This window comes from Winslowiella toletana (assembly GCF_017875465.1).
Lineage (GTDB): Bacteria > Pseudomonadota > Gammaproteobacteria > Enterobacterales > Enterobacteriaceae > Erwinia > Erwinia toletana.
On sequence record NZ_JAGGMQ010000001.1, the window covers coordinates 1,357,460 to 1,376,711 of the forward strand.

Annotated in this window: 15 protein-coding genes; 3 read left to right on the forward strand and 12 right to left on the reverse strand. The window is 55.3% G+C overall.

All coding sequences use genetic code 11. The features are described from left to right. Window positions 1–90: 90 nt before the first annotated feature. A complete protein-coding gene (relA, locus tag J2125_RS06385) occupies window positions 91–2,325 on the reverse strand; it encodes a GTP diphosphokinase (protein ID WP_017803616.1) in 2,235 nt (744 codons plus the stop codon). Between the two features lie 655 nt (window positions 2,326–2,980). Between relA and barA the strand changes: the two genes are divergently transcribed. Next, window positions 2,981–5,713 carry a two-component sensor histidine kinase BarA gene (gene barA, locus J2125_RS06390; RefSeq protein WP_017803614.1) on the forward strand — a complete coding sequence of 911 codons (2,733 nt, stop codon included), beginning with the start codon at window positions 2,981–2,983 and terminating at the stop codon, window positions 5,711–5,713. 8 nt (window positions 5,714–5,721) lie between these two features. Here the strand turns inward: barA and J2125_RS06395 are convergent, their stop codons facing one another. From J2125_RS06395 to J2125_RS06425, 7 genes are all read right to left on the reverse strand, one after another. Beyond that, window positions 5,722–6,156: a DoxX family protein gene (locus tag J2125_RS06395; protein ID WP_017803613.1), complete on the reverse strand. Its 435-nt coding sequence runs from the start codon at window positions 6,154–6,156 to the stop codon at window positions 5,722–5,724. Window positions 6,157–6,302: 146 nt separating this feature from the next. Continuing rightward, entirely contained in the window at window positions 6,303–7,448 is a 1,146-nt protein-coding gene (locus tag J2125_RS06400; protein ID WP_017803612.1) for a glycerate kinase, read from the reverse strand. A 75-nt stretch (window positions 7,449–7,523) separates the two neighbouring features. Further along, window positions 7,524–8,408, reverse strand: coding sequence for a 2-hydroxy-3-oxopropionate reductase (gene garR, locus J2125_RS06405; protein WP_209499476.1), 885 nt, complete (start codon window positions 8,406–8,408; stop codon window positions 7,524–7,526). Window positions 8,409–8,432: 24 nt separating this feature from the next. Continuing rightward, window positions 8,433–9,203, reverse strand: a complete 771-nt coding sequence (gene garL / locus J2125_RS06410) for a 2-dehydro-3-deoxyglucarate aldolase (protein WP_017803609.1) — start codon at window positions 9,201–9,203, stop codon at window positions 8,433–8,435. 36 nt (window positions 9,204–9,239) lie between these two features. Further along, the gene (gene gudD / locus J2125_RS06415) at window positions 9,240–10,580 is read right to left on the reverse strand and encodes a glucarate dehydratase (RefSeq protein WP_017803608.1); all 1,341 of its coding nucleotides are present in this window, start codon (window positions 10,578–10,580) and stop codon (window positions 9,240–9,242) included. 27 nt (window positions 10,581–10,607) lie between these two features. Further along, a complete protein-coding gene (locus J2125_RS06420) occupies window positions 10,608–11,945 on the reverse strand; it encodes an enolase C-terminal domain-like protein (protein ID WP_017803607.1) in 1,338 nt (445 codons plus the stop codon). An 8-nt stretch (window positions 11,946–11,953) separates the two neighbouring features. Beyond that, complete coding sequence (locus tag J2125_RS06425) at window positions 11,954–13,300, reverse strand: MFS transporter (RefSeq protein ID WP_017803606.1); 1,347 nt, start codon at window positions 13,298–13,300, stop codon at window positions 11,954–11,956. Window positions 13,301–13,815: 515 nt separating this feature from the next. Here J2125_RS06425 and garD point away from each other — a divergent pair. Continuing rightward, on the forward strand, window positions 13,816–15,375 hold the full coding sequence (gene garD / locus J2125_RS06430; RefSeq protein WP_017803604.1) for a galactarate dehydratase: 1,560 nt from the start codon (window positions 13,816–13,818) through the stop codon (window positions 15,373–15,375). A gap of 82 nt (window positions 15,376–15,457) precedes the next feature. On the opposite strand, the gene J2125_RS06435 is transcribed toward garD, so the two are convergent. The 4 genes from J2125_RS06435 to syd all read right to left on the reverse strand — a co-directional run bounded on the left by J2125_RS06435 (window position 15,458) and on the right by syd (window position 18,187). Further along, entirely contained in the window at window positions 15,458–15,904 is a 447-nt protein-coding gene (locus J2125_RS06435) for a flavodoxin (protein WP_017803603.1), read from the reverse strand. 11 nt (window positions 15,905–15,915) lie between these two features. Continuing rightward, window positions 15,916–16,695, reverse strand: a complete 780-nt coding sequence (truC, locus tag J2125_RS06440) for a tRNA pseudouridine(65) synthase TruC (RefSeq protein ID WP_017803602.1) — start codon at window positions 16,693–16,695, stop codon at window positions 15,916–15,918. After that, complete coding sequence (locus J2125_RS06445) at window positions 16,695–17,024, reverse strand: YqcC family protein (protein ID WP_017803601.1); 330 nt, start codon at window positions 17,022–17,024, stop codon at window positions 16,695–16,697. Before J2125_RS06445 ends, truC begins: the two co-directional genes overlap by 1 nt. Window positions 17,025–17,644: 620 nt before the next feature. After that, window positions 17,645–18,187 (reverse strand): SecY-interacting protein, encoded by a 543-nt coding sequence (syd, locus tag J2125_RS06450; RefSeq protein WP_017803599.1) that lies wholly within the window; start codon window positions 18,185–18,187, stop codon window positions 17,645–17,647. A 121-nt stretch (window positions 18,188–18,308) separates the two neighbouring features. Between syd and queF the strand changes: the two genes are divergently transcribed. Continuing rightward, complete coding sequence (gene queF, locus J2125_RS06455) at window positions 18,309–19,154, forward strand: NADPH-dependent 7-cyano-7-deazaguanine reductase QueF (protein ID WP_017803598.1); 846 nt, start codon at window positions 18,309–18,311, stop codon at window positions 19,152–19,154. Window positions 19,155–19,252 lie beyond the last annotated feature (98 nt).

Sequence of the window (19,252 nt, forward strand, 5' to 3'; positions counted from 1 at the left end):
GGCGACCACCCCGCGTTCCTTCGCGGGCAACGCCGCTCCGGAACCATCGGTGTGTTTCCCCTAAAATTTGGCGTGGCATATGGCCTGCAGTCAGTGTAAACGCTTAGCGTCAATAATGTCCGGCAGCTGATTAAGCCGCGCCAGCACCCGTCCCAGCACCTGCTGATTGTAGATTTCGATATCCATATCGATGGTTGCCAGCTGCTTTTTGGTATCGCTCCTGCTGGAGACGCCCAGCACATTGACCTTTTCATTCGCCAGAATGGTGGTGATATCACGCAGCAGTCCGCTGCGATCGTTGGCGGTGACCCGCACCACCAGCGAATAGCCGCTGGAGTAACTTTCCCCCCACACCGCATCGACAATACGCTCCGGCGCATGGGAAGTCAGCTCGGCCAGCTGGTCGCAGTCAGCGCGGTGAATGGAAATGCCGCGTCCCTGGGTGATAAAGCCGACAATCTCGTCGCCAGGAATCGGCTGGCAGCAGCGGGCGATATGGTGCATCAGATTACCGACGCCTTCCACCACCACCCGGCCACTTTCTTTACTGCGCGCGCTGTTGGAGTGGGTTTTCTGCGTCAGCTGACGCAGCGCCTCGCGATCTTCCTCTTCGGCACTCGGCTTATTCAGCTTCGACTGCAGGAAGTTGCTCATCTGCACCAGGCGGATGTCACCACCGCCAATCGCCGCCAGCAGCTCATCCATGCTGTTGACGTTATAGCGCGGCAACAGCAGCTTTTCGGCGTCTTTCAGATTGATATCCAGATGATCGAGTTCGTTATCGAGGATCTGGCGACCGGCAATGATATTTTTGTCACGATCCTGTTTACGGAACCAGGCGTGAATTTTCGAGCGCCCGCGGCTGGTAGTGACATAACCGAGGTTAGGATTCAGCCAGTCGCGGCTGGGGTTCGGCTGCTTCTGGGTGATGATATCGATCTGGTCGCCCATCTGCAGCTGATAGGTAAAGGGCACGATGCGGCCGCCAATTTTGGCGCCGATGCAGCGATGACCGATATCACTGTGAATATGGTAAGCGAAGTCGAGCGGTGTCGATCCGGCAGGCAGATCGACCACATCCCCTTTCGGCGTAAATACATAGACGCGATCGTCAAACACCTGGCTGCGCACTTCATCCAGCATTTCGCCGGAATCCGCCATCTCTTCCTGCCAGGCGATCAGCTTACGCAACCAGGCGATGCGCTCTTCATGACCGGAAGCACCGCGAGCCTGGCTGACGCCCGGCCCCTCTTTGTACTTCCAGTGCGCGGCCACACCCAGCTCGGCATCTTCATGCATCTGACGGGTGCGGATCTGAATTTCAACGGTTTTACCCTGCGGCCCCAGCACGACGGTATGAATCGACTGATAACCATTGGGTTTCGGATTGGCAACATAGTCATCGAACTCATCCGGCAGATGGCGATACAGGGTGTGCACGGTGCCGAGCGCGCCGTAGCAATCCTGCAAACGCTCAGCGACGATACGCACCGCGCGCACGTCAAACAGCTCATCGAACGCCAGTGACTTTTTCTGCATCTTGCGCCAGATACTGTAGATATGTTTCGGCCGGCCATACACCTCGGCTTTCACGCCCTCTTTCGCCATCTCTTTGCGCAGATTATCGACAAAGGTCTCAATATACTGTTCGCGATCGATACGCCGCTCATGCAGCAGTTTAGCGATGCGTTTGTATTCATCAGGATGCAGATAGCGGAAGCAGAAATCCTCCAGCTCCCACTTCAGCTGGCCGATGCCGAGGCGGTTGGCCAGCGGCGCATAGATATTGGTACACTCTTTCGCCGCCAGCACGCGTTCATCTTCTGGCGCATCTTTCACTTCGCGCAGATGGGCAATACGTTCCGCCAGCTTAATCACTACGCAGCGGAAATCTTCCACCATCGCCAGCAGCATACGGCGGACGTTATCCACCTGCTCCGACGCCATCGAGTCGTTATGTGTCGCTTTCAGCTGGCGAATGGCGTCCATATCGCGCACACCATGCACCAGTGAGACAATCCCTTTGCCGAAATCTTCTTCCAGCGTCTCTTCCGATACCACATTCGCATTGGCCAGCGGGAACAGCAGCGCGCTGCGCAGGCTGTCATTATCCATGCTCAGCATCGTCAGGATTTCCACCATTTCGATACCGCGCCATAACAGCACTGCCTGGTCGGGATGATTTTGCGTGGCGGCTTCACAATAGCGCCAGGTATCGGCCAGTCGTTCACATGACTGCTGGTTAGAGATCCCCAAACTGGTGATCCATTGGTCGAGTGCAAACTCGCCAGCCGTATTCAAATGTGCACTTCTTACCGCAACCATATCCTCTCCTGGCAAAGCTCCCGCTCGGGCAGCTAAGTTTCGCAAATAGCACCATGGATTCGTGATCGCCGCAGTGCGGGCATCACGACCCTTTCCAATTGGTAACCGGAAGTCAGCAACGTCTGACTGTCACGGCAAGTGTAGACGGATTAACGAATAGATAGACATCTGGTTATCGCGCAAGTTTGATGGTCAACGGCTGCGCCGCCAACTGACCGGCGATATCTGTTTAATTCTGCTACAAAAATCCGGATATCTTTCATATTATTCAAGTAACTATTATACGCAGCCTTAGCAACTATTGCTGCAACAGCTTCCACACAGTGAACATTTTGTTGCACCTTTTACTGGCGATCTGGCACGTAAACAAGGCGTCAGATTAGCGCCACCGGAGGGTTATGCGAAAACTGTTCCAGGTTGTCGTGGTTACGGTAAAACCCACAGCAGGCCAGCGCCAGTAGGCTATTCAGCCTCGCCATAGCCAGGGTGCGCGATCCGGCGCAATGGCTTCACGCTGCAAAATGGGGCATGCGGGTCGTTTTGTGCCGCTTTGCAGAGTAGAATTGCGCCATTATTGATAACGACGTAGCTGAGCTGAATCCAGTACCCGCCGTCACTCAGGGGTATTGTCATTATTGTCGCATAGTGGAAATCCATGACCAAATACAGCCTGCGGGCGAGAATGATGATTTTAATCCTGGCGCCGACGCTGATGATCGGCCTGCTGCTCAGCACCTTTTTTGTCGTGCATCGCTACAACGAACTGCAACGGCAGCTGGTCGATGCCGGCGCCAATATTATCGAACCGCTGGCCGTCTCCAGTGAATATGGCATGACGTTCCACAGCCGCGAATCGGTACGCCAGCTGGTCAGCCTGCTGCATCGCCGCCACTCGGATATTGTGCGCGCAATTACCGTGTTTGATGATAATAATCAGCTGTTTGTCACCTCCAATTTCCAGCCAGATCCTGACCTGTTACGTCTTGCTGACGGCCAGAAACCGCCGGTTTCGATTGCTATTGAACGCCGTGGCAACAGCATGATTCTGCGCACGCCGATCCTCTCTGAAAGTTACTATCCGGATGAATCTCCCGGACGCGATGCCAAACCCACCGGTAATCCGCTTGGCTATGTGGCGATTGAACTGGATCTGCAATCGGTGCGCTTACAGCAGTATAAAGAGGTGTTTATCTCAACCCTGCTGCTGCTGTTCTGTCTGTGCATCGCCATGCTGTTTGCTTATCGCCTGATGCGCGACGTCACCGGGCCGATTCGAAATATGGTCAGCACTGTCGACCGCATCCGTCGCGGTCAGCTCGACAGCCGGGTGGAAGGCTATATGCTCGGCGAACTTGATGTGCTGAAAAATGGCATCAACTCGATGGCGATGTCACTGACCGCCTACCACGAAGAGATGCAGCAGAATATCGATCAGGCCACGTCTGATCTGCGTGAAACCCTTGAACAGATGGAGATCCAGAACGTCGAGCTGGATTTAGCCAAAAAACGCGCCCAGGAAGCGGCGCGCATCAAGTCAGAATTCCTCGCCAATATGTCGCACGAGCTGCGCACGCCGCTCAATGGCGTGATTGGTTTTACCCGCCAGACGCTGAAAACGCCGCTCAATGCCACACAGCGCGACTATATGCATACCATTGAACGTTCAGCCAATAACCTGCTGAGCATTATCAACGACGTTCTCGACTTTTCGAAGCTGGAAGCCGGCAAACTGGTGCTGGAAACCATCCCCTTCCCGCTGCGCGCCACGCTGGATGAGACCGTGGTGCTGCTGGCGCAGGCCGCCCATGAGAAAGGGCTGGAGCTGACCATCAATATTCAGAGCGATGTTGCGGATAACGTGATTGGCGACCCGCTGCGCCTGCAACAGATTGTCACCAACCTGCTGGGCAATGCGATTAAGTTTACCGAACGCGGCAATATCGATATCCGCATTGAGAAACGCACGCAGGGCAACAATAAAGTGGAACTGGAAGTGCAGGTGCATGACACCGGGATCGGCATTTCCGAGAAGCAGCAATCGCAGCTATTCCAGGCGTTTCGTCAGGCGGACGCCAGTATCTCGCGCCGCCATGGCGGCACCGGGCTTGGGCTGGTGATTACGCAAAAACTGGTGAAAGAGATGGGCGGCGATATCTCATTCCACAGCCGCCTCAGTCACGGTTCAACTTTCTGGTTCCATGTAAATCTTGAACTGAATCCTAATGCCGCCAGCGATCCGCGCGCGCTGGACGGTCTGCAGGGCAAACGGCTGGCGTATGTGGAAGCGAATCCGGCGGCAGCGCAGGCCACGCTGGATATGCTGAGCGCCACACCGATGAATATCAGTTACAGCACCTCAATCAGTGGTCTGAGCGAAGATCACTATGATGTGCTGCTGGTGGGTATTCCGGTGATGCAGCGCCAGAATCAGGATATTCCCGATGCGCTGCTTAAGCCGTTACTGGATCGCGCCGACTGCCTGATTATGGCGCTCCCCTGCCAGATGCAGGTTTACGCCGAGGAGCTAAAGGCACGCGGCGTCGACGGCTGTATTATAAAACCGGTATCGATGACGCGCCTGATGCCGGGCCTGCTGGACCTGCTGGCGCGCAAACTGTACGACCTGCCAGAGCGCACGCGTCTGCCGCTGACGGTGATGGCGGTGGATGATAATCCGGCCAACCTGAAGCTGATCGGCGCCCTGCTGGAAGAACAGGTTGACCATATTGTGTTGTGTGACAGTGGCGAAAAGTCGATTCAACAGGCGCGCAGCCAGAAGCTGGATATTATTCTGATGGATATTCAGATGCCGGAAATCGACGGCATCCGCGCCAGTGAGCTGATCCGCGAACTGCCGCAGCATACCAATACGCCGATTGTGGCGGTGACCGCCCATGCGATCGATGGCGAGCGCGAGCGGTTAATCAAGGCCGGCATGAATGACTATCTGGCGAAGCCGATTGATGAAGTGAAACTCAGCCATCTGCTGGCGCGTTACTCGCCGGGCCTGCAGCCGGAAGTACAGGAACGGCAACCACAGGTATCGCCTTCACTCGACTGGCCGCTGGCACTACGCCAGGCGGCGAATAAAACCGATCTGGCGCGCGATCTGCTGCAAATGCTGGTCGATTTTCTGCCGGAAGTACGGGAAAAGGTGGAGCATAACCTGAGCAACAATCACAGCAGTGGCCTGCGCGATATTATTCATAAGCTGCACGGCAGCGCCAGCTACAGCGGCGTGCCGCGTCTGAAGCAGCTGTGTCAGCAGCTGGAACACCACTTGCGGCTCGATTCCGGCATTGCCGATATCGAGCCAGAGCTGCTGGAGTTGCTTGATGAAATGGATAATGTCGCCCGCCTGGCAACTGAAGTGCTACGTCAGCAGTAAGGCGCTGTTCAGCGCCAGTCAGGATTTTTGATCAGCGAATATTTGCCGCCGCCGAGGAACAGCAGCACCAGCGACATCAGCAGATAAAAAGCGATGCTTTCCAGCGCCCATGCCCCTACCGCATCCAGCTGAAAGGTTTTATCCACTGCCACCAGCAGCCAGGCAACAATCATGGTGCCGATAATCACCAGCGCCGCCGGACGGCAGAGAATGCCAAGAATTATCATCACTGGCGCCACCACTTCGCCTATCAGCACGCCGTAGCCAATAAAGCCGGGCAGGCCATGCGCGGTCAGCATCCCCTGAATGCCCGCCGTACCGGCCAGCAGTTTATGCCAGCCATGGAATAACAGCAGGCCGCCCAGCGATAAACGCAGCAATAACTTGCCGAGTTCCGCATGGTTAACTTGCTGATTAAAAGCTGAAAGTGTTTTGGTAATCATCGTATTTTTTTTCTCCGTAAGGTAATCATCTGATATTACCCTTACGGCTATTTCCGCATACGACAATCCGCTGAATATTTGTCCGACATCAAGAAACAGAAGGCAGTAAATCTTCGGCCCGGGCGACGAGAACGCCGCCCCTGGAATTACTGATTAAAACTCTGCCCGATCGCCAGACTGGCGGCAATATTGCGTGCCGTCATCCGTACATTGTCGGCGGCATTATCCAGCGCCTCCTCCAGCGTACAGATACTGTAAATCACACTAAACACTGCATCGAGTCCGTGCTGATGCACCACCGCCACATCTTCGGTCAGACTGCCGGCAATACCGATCACCGGTTTGTTATAGCGCTTCGCCACCTGCGCCACGCCAATCGGCACTTTACCGTGAATGCTCTGACTGTCGATCCGCCCTTCGCCGGTAATCACCAGCGTGGCGTCCTGCACCAGCTTATCCAGTCCCAGCGCTTCAGTGACAATCTCAATACCGCGTCGCAGTTCAGCATGGCAGAACGCATGCAACGCCGCGCCCATGCCACCCGCCGCGCCGCCGCCGGGAATATGCAGCACATCAATATCCAGATCGCGCTGGATAATCTTCGCGTAGTGCGCCATGGCCTGATCCAGCTGCGCCACCAGCTGCGGTGTCGCGCCCTTCTGCGGACCGAAAATAGCCGATGCCCCTTCGTCACCGGTCAGCGGATTGGTGACATCGCACGCCACCTCAAAGCGGCACTGACCGATACGCTCATCGAGCTGGCTGATATCAATGCTGACAAGATCGGTTAAGCTGCCGCCGCCATAGCCAATCTGCTGCCCCTGCTTATCCAGCAGGCGCGCGCCCAGCGCCTGCACCATACCGGAACCACCGTCATTGGTGGCGCTGCCACCGATGCCGATAATAAAATGTTTTACGCCGTTATCCAGCGCGTTACGAATCAGTTCACCGGTTCCCCACGAGGTGGTGATCAATGGATCGCGCTGCGCCGCCGGCACCAGCTCCAGACCACTGGCTGCCGCCATTTCGATAAAGGCACAGCTCTCATCGCCGGAAAGACCGTAGAATGCTTCAACCTGCTCGCCCAGCGGGCCAGTCACGTTTAATCTGACAATCTTTCCCTGCGTTGCCGCTACCATCGCTTCCACCGTACCTTCGCCGCCATCCGCAACCGGCAGCTTGACGTAGTGCGCATCAGGGAAAATTTCACGGAACCCCGCTTCAATCTCCGTCGCGACCTGTAGGGCGGATAAACTCTCTTTGTATGAATCCGGTGCGATTACTATTTTCATAGGTTTTCCGAGCACTGTTAGCTGGCCGAAAGAAACGACCGGTTCGGCGCCGGTCAGCGGCGCCGAAGGGTCCTGTTACCGGGAAATTTCAACCTTCGCTAACTTTTCATAATAGCAGGCCAGCGCACTATGGTCGGCCGTGCCCATGCCATCGGCCTTCAGCGCCTGCATCATCTCCATCACCGCCGCCGTTAGCGGCAGCTGCGCGCCAACGCCGTGCGACGTATCCAGCGCATTCGCCAGATCCTTAATATGCAGATCAATACGGAAACCTGGCTTAAAGTTGCGATCCATCACCATCGGCGCTTTCGCTTCCAGCACCGTGCTGCCCGCCAGCCCGCCACGAATCGCCTGGAATACCAGATCGGGATCGACACCAGCTTTGGTCGCCAGCGTCAGCGCTTCCGACATCGCCGCAATATTCAGCGCCACAATTACCTGGTTCGCCAGCTTGGTGACGTTACCGGCGCCAATATCACCGGTATGCACCACTGAACCGGCCATCGCTTTCATCAGATCGTAATATTTATCAAACAGCGCTTTATCACCGCCAACCATCACCGATAGCGTACCTTCAATCGCTTTCGGCTCGCCGCCACTGACCGGCGCATCCAGCAAGGCGATATTTTTCTTAGCCAGCTCAGCATGGATCTCGCGGCTTGCCAGTGGTGCAATTGAGCTCATATCGATCACTACCGTGCCGGGTTTTGCCCCCTCAATCACGCCGCCCTCACCCAGCACCACCTCTTTCACCTGCGGCGAGTTCGGCAGCATCGTAATAATCACATCGCACTGCTCCGCCACCGCTTTCGCGCTGCTGGCGGTAATCGCCCCGGCAGTCACCAGCTCGGCTTCGCTTTCAACATTGTTATCGCGCACCACCAGGCTGTAACCCGCTTTCAGCAGGTTTTTACTCATCGGTTTGCCCATAATGCCGAGGCCAATAAATCCAATTTTCATTACGCTTCTCCCCTTAACCATCAGTTATTTTTTATAACGGTCACACAGCGCCTGAGTGGCATTGCGGAATACGCCAAGATCGCTGCCGACAGCGACAAAACCAGCGCCCCACTCCAGGTAACGCCGTGCATCCGCTTCCACCGGCGCGAGAATGCCACTGGCTTTACCCGCCGCTTTGGCGCGATCGAAAATATGTTTGATTACTTTCAGCACTTCCGGATGTGAAGGCTGACCGAGATAACCGAGCGCCGCCGAGAGATCGCCCGGGCCGACAAAAATCCCGTCCACGCCATCCACCGCGGCAATCGCATCAATATTGTCAACGCTGAGCTGGGTTTCGATTTGCACCAGTACACTGACGTTGTCGTTAATCGTGCTGTTGTAGTCCGGCAAAGTGCCGTACATATTGCTGCGATGAGAAACCGATACGCCGCGAATGCCGGCAGGCGGATAGCGCGTCGACGCCACCGCACGCCGTGCTTCTTCTTCCGTTTCAACAAATGGGATCAGGAAGTTATAGAAACCGATATCCAGCAGGCGCTTGATAATAATCGGTTCGTTGCAAGGTGGACGCACCACCGGCGCGCTGACGCTGCCCTTCAGCGCCATCAGCTGGGGAATAAAGGTGGTGATATCATTCGGTGCGTGCTCGCCATCCAGTAACAACCAGTCAAAACCCGCCAGTCCCAACACCTCGGTAGTGATCGGATTGGCCAGCCCGCACCAGCTGCCAATCAGGGTTTCACCGCCCAGCAGACGCTGACGAAAACGGTTGGGATAGTTTGTATTGCTCATAGTGACTCCTGTGTATTTCGCATAAAGCCCGATGGTTTAGCGCACCAGACAAGGTCGTTTGTTATCAAACCGCCACTCCGGCACCAGGAACTGCATCGCCTGCGCATCATCACGCGCGCCCAGACCATGTTTCTGATACAGCGCATGGGCCGTCATTACCTGATCCATATCCAGCTCCACGCCTAATCCTGGCTGCTGTGGCACCTGCACCATGCCGCCTTTGATTTGTAACGGTTGCTTAGTCAGACGCTGATTGCCTTCCTGCCAGATCCAGTGAGTATCAATCGCGGTGATTTTGCCCGGTGCCGCCGCCGCCACATGGGTAAACATCGCCAGCGAGATATCAAAATGGTTATTGGAGTGCGAACCCCAGGTCAGACCGAAGTCGTGGCACATCTGCGCCACGCGCACCGAGCCTTGCATGGTCCAGAAGTGCGGATCCGCCAGCGGGATATCCACCGATTGCAGTGACAGGGTATGGCCCATCTGACGCCAGTCGGTGGCAATCATATTGGTCGCCGTCGGCAGGCCGGTGGCGCGGCGGAACTCCGCCATCACTTCGCGGCCGGAATAGCCCTGTTCAGCGCCGCAAGGATCTTCCGCATACGCCAGTACGCCTTTCAGCTGTTTGCCGAGTTCGATCGCTTCAGTCAGCGACCAGGCGCCATTTGGGTCGAGCGTAATACGTGCTTCAGGGAAACGTTTTGCCAGCGCGGTCACCGCTTCTGCTTCTTCGCTACCGGCCAGCACGCCGCCCTTCAGTTTGAAATCATTAAAGCCATATTTTTCATAAGCGGCTTCCGCCAGCCGTACCACCGTTTCCGGGCTGAGCGCCTCTTCATGACGCAGGCGATACCAGTCACACTGTTCATCGCTCTGGCTCTGATAGGGCAGCGAGGTTTTACGGCGGTCGCCGACATAAAACAGATAACCGAGCATCTCAACGCTGTCGCGCTGCTGACCATCGCCCAGCAGGCTGGCGACGTTGACGCCGAGATGTTTGCCCAGCAGGTCCAGCAGCGCCGCTTCAATACCGGTCACCACATGAATGGTGGTGCGCAGATCGAAGGTCTGATTGCCACGTCCTCCCGCATCGCGGTCGGCGAAGGTCTGGCGCACCAGACTTAGCAGGTTTTTATATTCACCGATGCGCTTACCGCTCAGCAATGCTGCGGACTCTTCCAGCGTTTTACGGATCTTCTCACCGCCTGGGATCTCCCCGACGCCCGTGTTACCGGCATTATCTTTAATGATCACGATATTGCGGGTGAAGAATGGCGCATGGGCGCCACTGAGGTTCAGCAACATACTGTCGTAGCCCGCTACCGGGATCACCTGTAATGACGTGATAACGGGGGTCGCACTTTGTTGACTCATGATTATTTTCCTTGTAAATCAGCCGATTTAGCGTCCAAACACCGGACGTTTACGATCAAATTTCCAGCCCGGCACCAGATACTGCATCGCCGCCGCGTCGTTGCGCGACCCCGCAGGCAGCGTTTTATATAACGCATGCGCCTGCTCCAGCCGCTGCCAGTCCAGCTCAATGCCGAGCCCTGGTTTATCCGGCACTGCAATCCTGCCATTGCGGATCTGCAGAGGTTCTTTGGTCAGGCGCTGATCGCCCTCCTGCCAGATCCAGTGGGTATCTATGGCGGTCGGTTTGCCGGGCGCGGCTGCGCCGACATGGGTAAACATCGCCAGTGAAATATCGAAGTGATTGTTGGAGTGGCAACCCCAGGTCAGTCCCCACTCATCGCACAGCTGCGCCACACGCACCGCACCGCTTAAGGTCCAGAAGTGCGGATCCGCCAGCGGGATATCCACTGCGTTCAGCATTACCGCATGGTTCATCTCGCGCCAGTTAGTGGCGATCATATTGGTGGCCACCGGTAAGCCAGTGGCGCGGCGAAATTCCGCCATCACTTCACGGCCGGAATAGCCCTGTTCAGCACCACAGGGATCTTCCGCGTAGGTCAGAATGCCCTGCATCCCTTTGCACAGCTCAATCGCTTCATCCAGCAGCCAGGCGCCGTTCGGATCCACGGTAATACGCGCATCCGGGAAACGCTGTTTCAGCGCTTTTACCGCATCGATCTCCTGCTCGCCCGGCAGTACGCCGCCTTTTAGTTTGAAATCTTTAAAACCGTATTTATCCTGCGCCGCTTCGGCCAGACGTACTACTGCGGCGCTGTCCATCGCTGCCTGATGACGCAGGCGATACCAGTCGTGGCTGGCGTTTTCGCCGTTAAGATATGGCAGGTCGGTCTTTTCACGGTCGCCGATATAAAACAGATAACCCAGCACCGTCACTTCATCACGCTGCTTGCCCGGGCCCAGCAGCTCCGCTACCGGCACCTGCAAGCACTGACCGAGCAGATCCAGCAGCGCCGCTTCCAGCGCCGCCACCGCATTGACCCGCAGCTCAAAGGTCCAGGCGCCGTTACCAAAGGTAGTGAAATCCGCCGACTGATTGCCCTGGTGCACCTGCTGTACCAGCCGGTTCATCCGCGCCACCTGATGCCCTTTTACCTGCTCAATCGCATCCACCAGCGTCTGATAAATCACTTCGCCGCCCGGTGCTTCACCGACACCGGTATGACCGGCGCTGTCGGTCAGCACCACAATATTGCGGGTAAAGAAGGCGCCGTGGGCGCCGCCAATATTCAGCAGCATGCTGTCATAACCGGCAACCGGGATCACTTTCATATCGGTAATCACCGGGGTGCTTTGCGTGTTCATGCTCGCTCCTAAGCTTTAACTTTCAGTTCAATACGTTTGATATCGCCGACCAGCACCAGATAACTGAGCACCGCGACAAAAGCATGGATGCCGACGTATATCAGCGCGCCGTTATAGGAACCGGTGGTGGCGATGATGTAACCAATCGCAATCGGCGTCACAATGCCGGAGACGTTACCGAACATATTGAACAGTCCGCCGCTCAGGCCGCTGATCTCTTTCGGCGCGGTATCCGCCATCACCGCCCAGCCCAGCGCGCCGATGCCTTTACCAAAGAATGCCAGCGCCATAAAGAACACCACTACGGCTTCGGTATCGACGTAGTTACACACCACCATCGAAATCGATAACAGCATGCCGAGCACAATCGGCGTTTTGCGGGCGATATTCAGCGAGCCGGTTTTGCGCATCAGCCAGTCGGAGATCACCCCGCCCAGCACGCCGCCGAGGAAGCCGCAAATTGCCGGAACCGAGGCGATAAATCCGGCTTTCAGAATTGACATGCCGCGCGCCTGCACCAGATAGACCGGGAACCAGGTGATAAAGAAGTAGGTTAAAGCGTTGATACAGTACTGGCCGAGATAGATGCCCAGCATCATGCGCGAAGTGACCAGCTGCTTAATCTGAGAACGCTTTTCGGCCCAGCTGACTTTGTGCGACTCATTCTTCTGATCCATATTGATCAGCGCGCCGCCCTGCTCCATATACTCCAGCTCAGCTTTATTGACGCCGGGATGGTCATTCGGATCGTGGATCACTTTCAGCCAGATAAAGCTGATAATGATGCCGAGGCCGCCCATAAACCAGAACACATGCGCCCAGCCCACTTCAGAGGTTAACCAGCCCATAATCGGCGCGAAGATCACCGTGGCGAAGTACTGCGCGGAGTTAAAAATCGACACCGCTGTGCCGCGCTCCTGCGCCGGGAACCATGCCGCCACAATGCGACTGTTGCCGGGGAAGGAGGGCGCTTCAGCCAGACCGACCATAAAGCGCAGGACAAACAGGGAAACCACAATGCCGAAGCCGGAAAAAATGTCGACAAAGCCCTGCAACAGGGTGAACAGCGACCAGATAAAGATGCTCCAGAAATAGACCCGTTTCGAGCCGAAGCGGTCCAGTAACCAGCCGCCAGGGATCTGACCGATGACATACGCCCAGGAAAAAGCCGAGAAGATATAGCCCAGACCCACTGAATCCAGCCCGATATCTTTAGACATGGCGGAGCCGGCAATGGAAATGGTTGCACGGTCGCCATAGTTAAATGAGGTGACGATAAATAACATCACCACGATCCAATAGCGCGCGTTAGTTCTTTTCTGTACTGCGCTCGCGGCCTGGCTGACAGAATTCATGATGCACTCCTGAAATATAGCAGTTAGCTACTTTCACTCTGAACAACAGACACCATGGATTGGGTATCAGAATGATGTTGGGTTAACACAGCGATTTAGTTATTAGCAAATAGCTTAATTACGCAGCGTGACGAATAACCTAACGTTCAACACGGGAATCAGTATAAGAATCCCGACGCGCTGAAACACCAGAACATTGCATGATATTTAACATGTTTTTCGCCATTTTTTATGGCATCTGCACAGCCCGCTGCGTGACGGCTCACGGAATTGCTTTTTTCATAGCGAGGTGGCGCACACTGTGATTTTCCGCGTTTTTGTTTGTGACCGCCTTCGCTTGCTTTTGGCATTCTGCACAAAACAAAAAAGGATTTAAGCCTGAAACAGCGACACTTGCATAGTGCCGTGGCAAATCTGGCAACATATACTCTCTCTCAGCAAATGGCCTTAATATCATCGTGGTAATGTATTAACTGGAAGCCTGTCCCGGCAGATAAAATCAGGACAATAAAGCAATGAATAAAATAACCGATGAAGTCCCTCTTTATATAAAGGTGCATGAAACGGATAACGTGGCAATTGTGGTAAATAATAACGGCCTGCCTGCAGGCACCACTTTTAGCTGCGGTTTGCAATTAATTGAGCATGTCCCACAGGGACATAAAGTGGCGTTAAGTCATATCGCCAGCGGCGGCAATATTATTCGTTATGGTGAGGTGATTGGTTATGCGCTGCGTGATATTGCGCGCGGCAGCTGGATTGACGAATCGCTGGTGGCGCTGCCCGAAGCACCACCGCTGGCCAGCTTACCGCTGGCGAATCGTATTCCCGAACCACTTCCGGCGCTGGAAGGTTACAGTTTCCTTGGTTATCGCAATGCTGACGGCAGCGTCGGCACGCGTAATCTGCTGGGCATCACCACCAGCGTCCACTGCGTGGCGGGGGTGGTTGACTATGTGGTCAATATTATTGAGCGAGAGTTACTGCCGCGTTACCCCAATGTCGATGGCGTGGTGGCGCTTAATCATCTGTATGGTTGCGGCGTGGCGATTAACGCGCCGGCAGCAGTGATCCCGATCCGCACCATTCATAACCTCGCGCTGAATGCTAATTTCGGCGGCGAAGTGATGATCGTCAGTCTTGGCTGCGAGAAGCTGCAACCGGAAAAACTGCTGACCGGCACCGAGGATGTGCAGGCCATCTCCCTCGACGATCAAGATATTGTGCGTTTGCAGGATGAAAAACTGGTTGGCTTCCAGGCGATGGTGCAGGAGATTTTACAGGTCGCTGAACGTCATTTGCAGCGGCTGAATCAGCGCCAGCGCGAAGTCTGCCCGGCATCAGAGCTGATTGTGGGTATGCAGTGCGGCGGCAGCGATGCGTTCTCCGGTGTGACCGCTAATCCGGCGGTGGGATTTGCTTCCGATCTGCTGGTGCGTTGTGGCGCAACGGTGATGTTTTCCGAAGTCACCGAAGTGCGTGACGCCATTCATCTGCTGACCCCACGCGTGGTTAATCAGGCGGTAGGCAAAAGGTTGCTGGAGGAGATGGCGTGGTATGACGACTATCTTAATCAGGGCAAAACCGACCGCAGCGCAAATCCTTCTCCGGGGAACAAGAAAGGCGGACTGGCGAATGTGGTGGAAAAAGCGCTCGGCTCAATTGCTAAATCCGGACGCAGTGCAATTGCCGAAGTGCTGTCGCCGGGTCAGCGGCCAACGCAGCGCGGATTAATCTACGCGGCGACGCCAGCCAGCGACTTTGTCTGCGGTACCCAACAGATGGCGTCCGGCATTACCTTGCAGGTGTTTACCACCGGGCGCGGTACGCCGTACGGACTGGCGGCGATTCCGGTGATCAAAATGGCGACGCGCAATGCGCTGTTTGAGCGCTGGCACGATTTGATGGATATTAACGCTGGCACCATCGCCACCGGTGAAGAGAGCATTGAACAAGTCGGCTGGCGGCTGTTTGAGCTGATTCTGGATATTGCCAGCGGCAGAAAACAGACATGGTCCGATCGCTGGGGGATCCGCAATGCACTGGCGGTGTTTAACCCGGCACCGGTAACCTGATTCTGCGGGCGGCGCGCACGCCGCCCCTACAAAAGCATGTTTGTGACTGTAGGGGCGCCGTGCTCGCCGCCCTTGCCAGTGGCTAAATCAGTTTCGCCCAGGCTTCAACCCACGGCGAGGTGACAATTTCCGGTTCCGGATCTTCTGTTGCATCAATGGTTAACAGTTCACCGATGCGCTTTGCCCCCTGCTCCTGCAGCAACTGATCAAAATGTTTGCCCGCACCGCAGAAGTTGTCATAGCTGCTGTCGCCCAGCGCAATCACACCATATTGCAGCTGCGGCTGATGGCCCAGCTGATCTTTAATCCCATGGAACAGTGCGGCGATGCTGTCCGGGAAATCGCCCTGACCGGTGGTGGAGGTCACAATCAGCGCCACTTTATCGCTGTACTGCTGCCAGTCACTGAGGCTCGCCTCGTCAAAAATCTGCACCTGATGTCCGGCTTCCTGCAGAATGGCATCCGCCTCTTCCGCTACCAGCAGAGCATTACCGTAAACGGTCCCGACAAAAATACCGACCTGCGCCATAACTTATCTCCTTAAATTGGTGCACTATCCTGACTTGCCGCCGCGACAAACTCAACCCTCGGCACCTCAGGCAGACAATCCTGCCAGCCAAATTGCGACATCATATTTTGCCAGACCTGATCCAGACCGGCGCGGATCACCAGCGGTTCACCGGTAACCGGATGGTTTAACGCGAGACTGCTGGCGTGCAGCATCAGGCGCTGACAGCCAAAATAGTGTGCCGCACCGCGGTTCTGTTTGAGATCGCCATGGGCGCTGTCACCAATAATGGGATGACGCAGATGCGACATATGACGACGCAGCTGATGTTTACGCCCGGTGTGCGGTTGCAGTTCTGCCAGCGTGTAGCGCGCGCAGTCGTAGCGACCAATGGCAAACGGCATCTCGACCTGCGCCAGCGAACGATAATCGGTGATCGCTGACTTCGGTCCGTTATCACCGCTGGCAAATTTATCCGCAATTTTATCCAGCTCTTCGGTCAGCGGATAATCCAGCCGCGCCTCACCATCCAGCCAGCCACGCAGCAGCGCATGATAGGTTTTTTGCATCTGATGCTGCTCGAACTGTTGCGACAACAGCCGGCCGACTTCACTCGACAGCCCCATCAGCAACACGCCCGAGGTCGGGCGATCGAGACGATGGGCGGTAAACACATGCTGACCAATCTGGTCACGCACCGTCTGCATCACCACCACTTTCTCTTTGCGATCCAGCCAGCTGCGATGCACCAGCCAGCCAGCGGGTTTATTCACCGCCACCAGATGCTCATCCTGATAAATAATTTCCAGCATCAGTTCGCGCTGTCCGTAAAAAGATCATCTAACGCTTGCAGCTGGCTCAGCAGCAGCAGACGTCCGGGAACACTGGCTTCCAGCGCCATTTCATAATAAGGCGTCAGGGCAAAATTTGCCGGCAGTGGCGTATCACTGTCGAGCAGCGCCTGCATACGCGGCAACAACACCCACTGCAACCACTCCAGCGGCAGCATAGTGTCCACGCAGAAAGGCTCGGTGCTGTTAAAGGCTGCAGTATCCGGTGCATGTCCCTGCCACATACCGTTATCGTGCATGACCTGCGCCACGTCCAGCAAACGCTGGCGCACCTGTTGTTCAAGGCTCATCGGCGACCTCTCAAATAGGGTAAACAAAATAGCCGGCAAGAATAGCATCCGCCAGAGGCTCTGGTAAAAAGTATGCACGAAAAAAAGGGAGCACTGTTAAAAACAGTGCTCCCGGTTCGTTTGCAGCGGTCCAGCTACTTTAGTGCTCCCTGCTCATCCTTGAAAACTTGTCCTGTGTGTCATCCTGTCACATTAAGCCATCCCGGCCCGCGTTCCTTTGGCATCCTGACCCACCACAACATCCTGTTACGGCTCTCATTCTCCTTCCTGGAGGTGTCCATATCTCGATCCGGAGATATCCTGCTTCTTCCTGAAGCCCTTCCCTGCATCTTCCTGATGGTTATTCCGCTTCATCCTGAAGTAGCCTCATCCTGACGCTATCCAATCCACAGACTCCCTTCTGTTGCCGGACATTCTGCCATAACACTATTCGCATACAAGATAGTTGCAGCGTTTATGGATTCGTCTTACATTCAATAAAATCCATGTCTCACCCTAACCTTATGATTTACAATATTTTCACAATTGAGACGACAAATGAGAATATGGATTTTCAGGTGATCTCTCACATAACTTGTAAGAGATATCGCACAAACCCGCGAGGCAATATCGCAAAATAATTATCTAACAGCTTGTATTAGCGTAAGAAACTCTGGCAGTGATGACGCGAGCACGTCGCGTTTTTGTGTACCCAGCTGCTCCAGGATCACTTCCCCGCTGATATTGCACAGCGAAACCACCTCTAATTCTGACTCGGTAGTGGCGATAAACAGCGTGGGTGAATGTTTCAGGCGGCGTTTCATCACCAGATGGCCAATCAGATTTTCCTGTACCCGAACAAAATCCTCTTCACTCCACACCTGCACCAGGCTTAACTCACGTCCACCGATGCGCGCACTCATATCCGCAGCAAATTGGGTGGTGTAAAAATCAATCACTGCCGGTTGCAGGCGCAGATCCAGCGCACGCTCAACGGCGGCAAGATTTTTGGCCAGCGTAAAGGGCTGCGGCTGCCAGTAAATCACCCCCGACAGGGTTTCCGCCACACAGGGAGAGGCGATGCCGTACAACGCCTCGCTGGCGGGCAGATGACCGCACTCCTGTTGCCACAGCGCACAGTAACGGGCGGTGAAATCTTGCAACGCTTGCGTGGTCTCTTCCATCTTTAATTTTCTCACTATGGGCTGGCTAAGTTACACTTACAGCCGATTATATTGGCGCAAACAACTGCGTTTCACAGGATTTGACCGTCAGGCCTGCGGAGCGGGCAATTAAGGAAACCGTATGTCTACACACGATCAGCATCAGGCTTTGCACGGCCTGACCTTAGGTAAGCCGACAGAATATCACGATAATTACGATGCCAGTTTATTGCAGGCCGTTCCGCGCAGCATGAACCGCGAACCACTGGGCCTCTATCCGGATAGCCTGCCCTTCACCGGTGCTGATATCTGGACCCTGTATGAACTGTCATGGCTGAACAGCAAAGGCGTGCCGCAAGTTGCCGTCGGCGAAGTGGAGCTGAATGCCAGCAGCCTGAATCTGATAGAGTCGAAAAGCTTTAAGCTCTACCTGAACAGCTTTAATCAGACATCGTTCGCCGACTGGGGTGTAGTGCGTCAGACGCTCGAACGCGATCTGCAAGCCTGTGCGCAGGGTGACGTGCGTGTGGCGCTGTTCCGCCTGCAGGAAGTGGAAGGCCAGCCGATCGGCCATTTCAGCGGCACCTGCATTGATGAGCAGGATATTACTATCGATAACTACCAGTTTAACGCCGACTATCTGGCGCAGGCTACAGCGCAAGAAGTGGTGGAAGAGACGCTGGTCAGCCATCTGCTGAAATCAAATTGCCTGATTACCCATCAGCCCGACTGGGGTTCGGTACAGATCCGCTATCGAGGCCCGCGTATCGACCGCGAAGCGCTGCTGCGCTACCTGGTCTCGTTCCGCCACCATAACGAATTCCATGAGCAGTGCGTCGAGCGTATTTTTAATGATATTCAGCGCTTCTGCCAGCCAGAACAGCTCTCGGTCTATGCACGCTATACCCGTCGTGGCGGGCTGGATATCAACCCGTGGCGCACCAACACCGATTTCTCACCGTCGCGTTCGCGGCTGGTTCGCCAGTAATTGCGAGATATCTCGCAAGGCCTGAGACAGGATCAGGAATCAGTTGTGAAAGCGGTGCCGACAACGCTAATCTGGAGATCAGCGGTGGCAGCAATGCC

Bases quoted from the DNA above. Each gene is read 5' to 3' on its own strand.
- relA (WP_017803616.1), bottom strand. From the start codon at position 2,325: ATGGTTGCGGTAAGAAGTGCACATTTGAATACGGCTGGCGAGTTTGCA.
- barA (WP_017803614.1), top strand. From the start codon at position 2,981: ATGACCAAATACAGCCTGCGGGCGAGAATGATGATTTTAATCCTGGCG.
- J2125_RS06395 (WP_017803613.1), bottom strand. From the start codon at position 6,156: ATGATTACCAAAACACTTTCAGCTTTTAATCAGCAAGTTAACCATGCG.
- J2125_RS06400 (WP_017803612.1), bottom strand. From the start codon at position 7,448: ATGAAAATAGTAATCGCACCGGATTCATACAAAGAGAGTTTATCCGCC.
- garR (WP_209499476.1), bottom strand. From the start codon at position 8,408: ATGAAAATTGGATTTATTGGCCTCGGCATTATGGGCAAACCGATGAGT.
- garL (WP_017803609.1), bottom strand. From the start codon at position 9,203: ATGAGCAATACAAACTATCCCAACCGTTTTCGTCAGCGTCTGCTGGGC.
- gudD (WP_017803608.1), bottom strand. From the start codon at position 10,580: ATGAGTCAACAAAGTGCGACCCCCGTTATCACGTCATTACAGGTGATC.
- J2125_RS06420 (WP_017803607.1), bottom strand. From the start codon at position 11,945: ATGAACACGCAAAGCACCCCGGTGATTACCGATATGAAAGTGATCCCG.
- J2125_RS06425 (WP_017803606.1), bottom strand. From the start codon at position 13,300: ATGAATTCTGTCAGCCAGGCCGCGAGCGCAGTACAGAAAAGAACTAAC.
- garD (WP_017803604.1), top strand. From the start codon at position 13,816: ATGAATAAAATAACCGATGAAGTCCCTCTTTATATAAAGGTGCATGAA.
- J2125_RS06435 (WP_017803603.1), bottom strand. From the start codon at position 15,904: ATGGCGCAGGTCGGTATTTTTGTCGGGACCGTTTACGGTAATGCTCTG.
- truC (WP_017803602.1), bottom strand. From the start codon at position 16,695: ATGCTGGAAATTATTTATCAGGATGAGCATCTGGTGGCGGTGAATAAA.
- J2125_RS06445 (WP_017803601.1), bottom strand. From the start codon at position 17,024: ATGAGCCTTGAACAACAGGTGCGCCAGCGTTTGCTGGACGTGGCGCAG.
- syd (WP_017803599.1), bottom strand. From the start codon at position 18,187: ATGGAAGAGACCACGCAAGCGTTGCAAGATTTCACCGCCCGTTACTGT.
- queF (WP_017803598.1), top strand. From the start codon at position 18,309: ATGTCTACACACGATCAGCATCAGGCTTTGCACGGCCTGACCTTAGGT.